The sequence below is a fragment of the Streptomyces sp. genome (genome assembly GCF_031178505.1).
GTDB lineage: Bacteria > Actinomycetota > Actinomycetes > Streptomycetales > Streptomycetaceae > Streptomyces > Streptomyces gulbargensis.
In genome coordinates this window covers 1-4,849 of the sequence record NZ_JAPSIW010000551.1, presented here as the reverse complement: position 1 = coordinate 4,849, position 4,849 = coordinate 1, and the positions used below count along the sequence as shown (strand labels likewise).

The window sequence follows — 4,849 nt, the reverse complement described above, 5'->3', positions numbered from 1 at the left end:
CAAGGGCATCCTCAAGGGCCTCATCACCGTCAAGGACTTCGTCAAGGCGGAGAAGTACCCGAACGCCGCCAAGGACGCCGAGGGCCGCCTGCTCGTCGGTGCCGCCGTCGGCGCCAGCCCCGAGGCCCTGGAGCGCGCCCAGGCGCTCGCCGCCGCCGGCGCGGACTTCCTGATCGTCGACACCTCCCACGGGCACAACAGCAACGCCCTGAGCTGGATGGCGAAGATCAAGTCGAGCGTGAACGTCGACGTGATCGGCGGCAACGTCGCCACCCGCGACGGCGCGCAGGCGATGATCGACGCCGGCGTCGACGGCATCAAGGTGGGTGTGGGCCCCGGCTCCATCTGCACCACCCGCGTGGTCGCCGGCATCGGCGTCCCGCAGGTCACCGCCATCTACGAGGCGTCCCTCGCGGCCCGCGCCGCCGGCGTCCCGCTGATCGGCGACGGCGGCCTGCAGTACTCCGGCGACATCGGCAAGGCGCTGGCCGCCGGTGCCGACACGGTGATGCTCGGCAGCCTTCTGGCGGGCTGCGAGGAGTCCCCGGGCGAGCTCCTCTTCATCAACGGCAAGCAGTTCAAGTCGTACCGCGGCATGGGTTCGCTCGGCGCCATGCAGTCGCGCGGCCAGGGCCGCTCGTACTCGAAGGACCGCTACTTCCAGGCCGAGGTGTCCTCCGACGACAAGCTCGTGCCCGAGGGCGTCGAGGGCCAGGTGCCCTACCGCGGCCCCCTGGCCAACGTGCTGCACCAGCTCGTCGGCGGCCTGCGCCAGACCATGGGCTACGTCGGGGCGGCCACCATCGCCGAGATGGAGTCGAAGGGCCGCTTCGTCCGGATCACGTCGGCGGGCCTCAAGGAGAGCCACCCGCACGACATCCAGATGACGGTCGAGGCGCCGAACTACAGCAGGAAGTAACACTCCGCGACGCCCGGGGGCGGCTCCGGCATGTGGCCGGAGCCGCCCCTTCCGCGTGCTTCGGGGATACTGGTAGGCGCAGACCCAGAGGGAAAGGCCACACAACGTGACTGAGATCGAGATCGGGCGCGGCAAGCGCGGCCGCAGGGCGTACGCGTTCGACGACATCGCCGTCGTACCGAGCCGGCGCACCCGGGACCCGAAGGAGGTCTCGATCGCCTGGCAGATCGACGCCTACCGTTTCGAGCTGCCCTTCCTGGCCGCCCCCATGGACTCGGTCGTCTCGCCGCAGACCGCCATCCGCATCGGCGAGCTGGGCGGCCTGGGCGTGCTGAACCTCGAGGGTCTGTGGACCCGGTACGAGGACCCGCAGCCGCTGCTCGACGAGATCGCGGAGCTGGACGAGGCCACCGCGACCCGCCGTCTGCAGGAGATCTACGCCGCCCCGATCAAGGAGGAGCTGATCGGGCAGCGCATCAAGGAGGTGCGCGACTCGGGTGTGGTCACCGCCGCCGCGCTCTCCCCGCAGCGCACCGCCCAGTTCTCCAAGGCCGTGGTCGACGCCGGCGTGGACATCTTCGTCATCCGGGGCACCACCGTCTCCGCCGAGCACGTCTCCGGCGCCGCCGAGCCGCTGAACCTGAAGCAGTTCATCTACGAGCTCGACGTCCCGGTCATCGTCGGCGGCTGCGCCACCTACACGGCGGCCCTGCACCTGATGCGCACCGGCGCGGCGGGCGTCCTGGTCGGCTTCGGCGGCGGCGCGGCGCACACCACCCGCAACGTGCTCGGCATCCAGGTCCCGATGGCCACCGCCGTCGCCGACGTGGCCGCGGCCCGCCGCGACTACATGGACGAGTCCGGCGGCCGGTACGTGCACGTCATCGCGGACGGCGGCGTCGGCTGGTCCGGCGACCTGCCGAAGGCCATCGCCTGCGGCGCCGACGCGGTGATGATCGGCTCGCCGCTCGCCCGCGCCACGGACGCGCCCGGCAAGGGCCACCACTGGGGCATGGAGGCCGTCCACGAGGACGTGCCGCGCGGCAAGCTGGTCGACCTGGGCATCGTGGGCACCACGGAGGAGATCCTCGCGGGCCCGTCGCACACCCCGGACGGTTCGATGAACTTCTTCGGCGCCCTGCGCCGCGCGATGGCCACCACGGGCTACAGCGAGCTCAAGGAGTTCCAGCGCGTCGAGGTCACGGTCGCGGACGCCCAGCACAAGCGCTGACGTCCCGGGCGTTCCCGCGCGTCGAGAAGGGCCCCGCACCGGGTGGTGCGGGGCCCTTCCGCGTGCGGACCGTTCTCCGGGGGCGGCTCAGAGGCGGTGGGCGGCGCCGGCGGGCGTGGCGCCCCGGGTGTCGAGGAGCAGCTGCGCCTTCACGGAGAGACCTTGGAGGTCGTACGTGCGGTGGTGCTGGAGCAGGATCGTCAGGTCGGCGTGGGCGGCCGCCTCGTAGAGGGAGTCGGCGCGGGGCACCGGCAGATCGCGGACGCGCCAGTGGGGGACGTGCGGGTCGTGGTAGCTGACGGCCGCCCCCAGGTCCATCAGACGGCGGGCGATCTCGTCGGCGGGGGAGCCCTGGCGGTCGGCGAGATCGGGTTTGTAGGTGATCCCGAGCAGAAGTACGCGGGCGCCGCGGGCCGACTTGCCGTGCTCGTTCAGGAGGGTGGTGGCGCGCCGGACGACGTACTGCGGCATGCGTTCGTTGACCTCGGCGGCCAGTTCCACGAGGCGCAGGGGGCGGTGGTCGCCGAGGCGTTCCACGGGGACGCCGTGGCCGCCGACGCCGGGGCCCGGGCGGAAGGCCTGGAAGCCGAAGGGTTTCGTCTCGGCGCAGCGGATGACGTCCCAGAGGTCGACGCCGAGGTCGTGGCAGAGGACCGCCATCTCGTTGACGAGGGCGATGTTGACGTGCCGGAAGTTGGTCTCCAGGAGCTTGACCGTCTCGGCCTCGCGCGGGCCACGCGCGCGTACCACCTTGTCGGTGAGGCGTCCGTAGAAGGCGGCGGCGGACTCGGTGCAGGCCGGGGTGAGGCCGCCGATGACCTTCGGGGTGCCGGCGAATCCGTGCGTACGGCTGCCGGGGTCGAGTCGGCCCGGCGAGTACGCGAGGTGGAAGTCGCGGCCGGCGCGCAGCCCGGAACCCGTTTCGAGAAGGTCGCGCAGCAGGCCTTCGGTGGTGCCCGGCGGGACGGGTGATTCGAGCAGGACGGTGGTGTGGGGGCGCAGCCGGGCGGCGAGGGCGCGGGCGGCGTCCTCGACGGCGCTCAGGTCGAGGCCGCCGTCGGGGCCGGGGGGAGTGGGGGCGCAGAGCACGGCGGTGCGGACCCGGCCGAGTTCCGCGGGGTTGGTGGTGGGCCGGAAGCGTCCGGCGAGCATCCGGCGGATCTCGGGCGTGGAGAGGGAGCCGTCGACCGGGGGGCGGCCGGCGGCGAGTTCGGTGGCGGGGCGCGGATCGGTGTCGTAGCCGATGGTGTCGATGCCTGCGGCGACGGCGGCCCGGGCGAGGGGGAGTCCGTGGTGGCCGAGGCCGATGACGGCGAGATCAGCGGGCATGGGGGTGGGCCGTCCTTCCCTGTAGCCGGAGGGGACGCGGTCCGCAAGCCCGGTGGACAGAACGGGGCGAACGCACTGTCAGACTAGGCGTAAATATGACCGATATGTGGCATTGCGGGGCCGCACGTCGCCGAGTGTTATCCACAGGGCGGGGGAGGGGCGGTGGCTGAAGTCACCGGGCCGGGCCAAAATCGAGCTGTGAGCCGGACCACACTTGTCCGGTGCTGCCGCCGGTCCGCGTGAGCACGCGGTCGGCGGGTACGCGGGACCGACGGGGGACGACGGGAGGCAGCAGACGTGAGGACAGCGACACTGGGGCCCGCGGAGCGCGCCGAGGCGCTCGCGGCCATGGCCGAGCGCGAGCTGGACGTGCTGGTCGTCGGCGCCGGAGTGGTAGGCGCCGGGACGGCACTGGACGCCGCCACCAGAGGCCTCTCCACCGGCCTCGTCGAGGCCCGTGACTGGGCCTCCGGTACCTCCAGCCGGTCCAGCAAGCTCATCCACGGCGGTCTGCGCTACCTGGAGATGCTGGACTTCGCCCTCGTCCGGGAGGCACTCAAGGAGCGCGGCCTGCTCCTGGAGCGGCTCGCCCCGCACCTGGTGAAACCCGTGCCCTTCCTCTACCCCCTCCAGCACAAGGGCTGGGAGCGGCTCTACGCGGGCTCCGGCGTCGCCCTGTACGACGCGATGTCCGTCTCCTCGGGCCACGGACGCGGCCTGCCCGTCCACCGGCACCTCTCCCGGCGCCACGCCCTGCGGGTCGCCCCCTGTCTGCGGAAGGACGCCCTGGTGGGCGCCCTCCAGTACTACGACGCCCAGATGGACGACGCCCGCTTCGTCACCACCCTCGTGCGTACCGCCGCCTCCTACGGGGCCCGGGTCGCGAGCCGGGCCCGGGTCGTCGGCTTCCTCCGCGAGGGTGAGCGCGTCGTCGGCGCGCGCGTCCAGGACGTCGAGGCGGGCGGCGAGTACGAGATCCGGGCCAAGCAGATCGTCAACGCCACCGGTGTCTGGACCGACGACACCCAGGCCCTCATCGGTGAGCGGGGGCAGTTCCACGTCCGCGCCTCCAAGGGCATCCACCTGGTCGTGCCCAAGGACCGCATCCACTCGACCACCGGCCTCATCCTCCGCACGGAGAAGTCCGTGCTGTTCGTGATCCCCTGGGGCCGCCACTGGATCGTCGGCACCACCGACACCGACTGGGACCTGGACAAGGCACACCCGGCCGCCTCCAGTGCCGACATCGACTACCTGCTCGACCACGTGAACAGCGTGCTGGCGACCCCGCTCACCCGGGACGACGTCGAGGGCGTCTACGCGGGCCTGCGGCCGCTCCTCGCCGGCGAGTCCGACGCCACCAGCAAACT

At 72.3% G+C, this 4,849-nt stretch carries 4 protein-coding genes; 3 read left to right on the top strand and 1 reads right to left on the bottom strand.

All coding sequences use genetic code 11. The features are described from left to right. Together RIF68_RS27530 and RIF68_RS27525 are read left to right on the top strand one after the other, a co-directional pair. The coding region (locus tag RIF68_RS27530; RefSeq protein WP_309054003.1) for an IMP dehydrogenase at positions 1-919 on the top strand (919 nt) is incomplete at its 5' end. 106 nt (positions 920-1,025) lie between these two features. Then, a complete protein-coding gene (locus RIF68_RS27525; protein ID WP_309054002.1) occupies positions 1,026-2,150 on the top strand; it encodes a GuaB3 family IMP dehydrogenase-related protein in 1,125 nt (374 codons plus the stop codon). 87 nt (positions 2,151-2,237) lie between these two features. Here the strand turns inward: RIF68_RS27525 and RIF68_RS27520 are convergent, their stop codons facing one another. Beyond that, complete coding sequence (locus tag RIF68_RS27520) at positions 2,238-3,479, bottom strand: nucleotide sugar dehydrogenase (protein WP_309054001.1); 1,242 nt, start codon at positions 3,477-3,479, stop codon at positions 2,238-2,240. A 297-nt stretch (positions 3,480-3,776) separates the two neighbouring features. Between RIF68_RS27520 and RIF68_RS27515 the strand changes: the two genes are divergently transcribed. After that, a partial coding sequence (locus RIF68_RS27515; RefSeq protein WP_309054000.1) for a glycerol-3-phosphate dehydrogenase/oxidase occupies positions 3,777-4,849 on the top strand: 1,073 nt, incomplete at its 3' end.

What these genes read in the sequence shown, in the direction of transcription:
- RIF68_RS27520 (WP_309054001.1), bottom strand. Translation starts at nt 3,479, where the DNA reads ATGCCCGCTGATCTCGCCGTCATCGGCCTCGGCCACCACGGACTCCCC.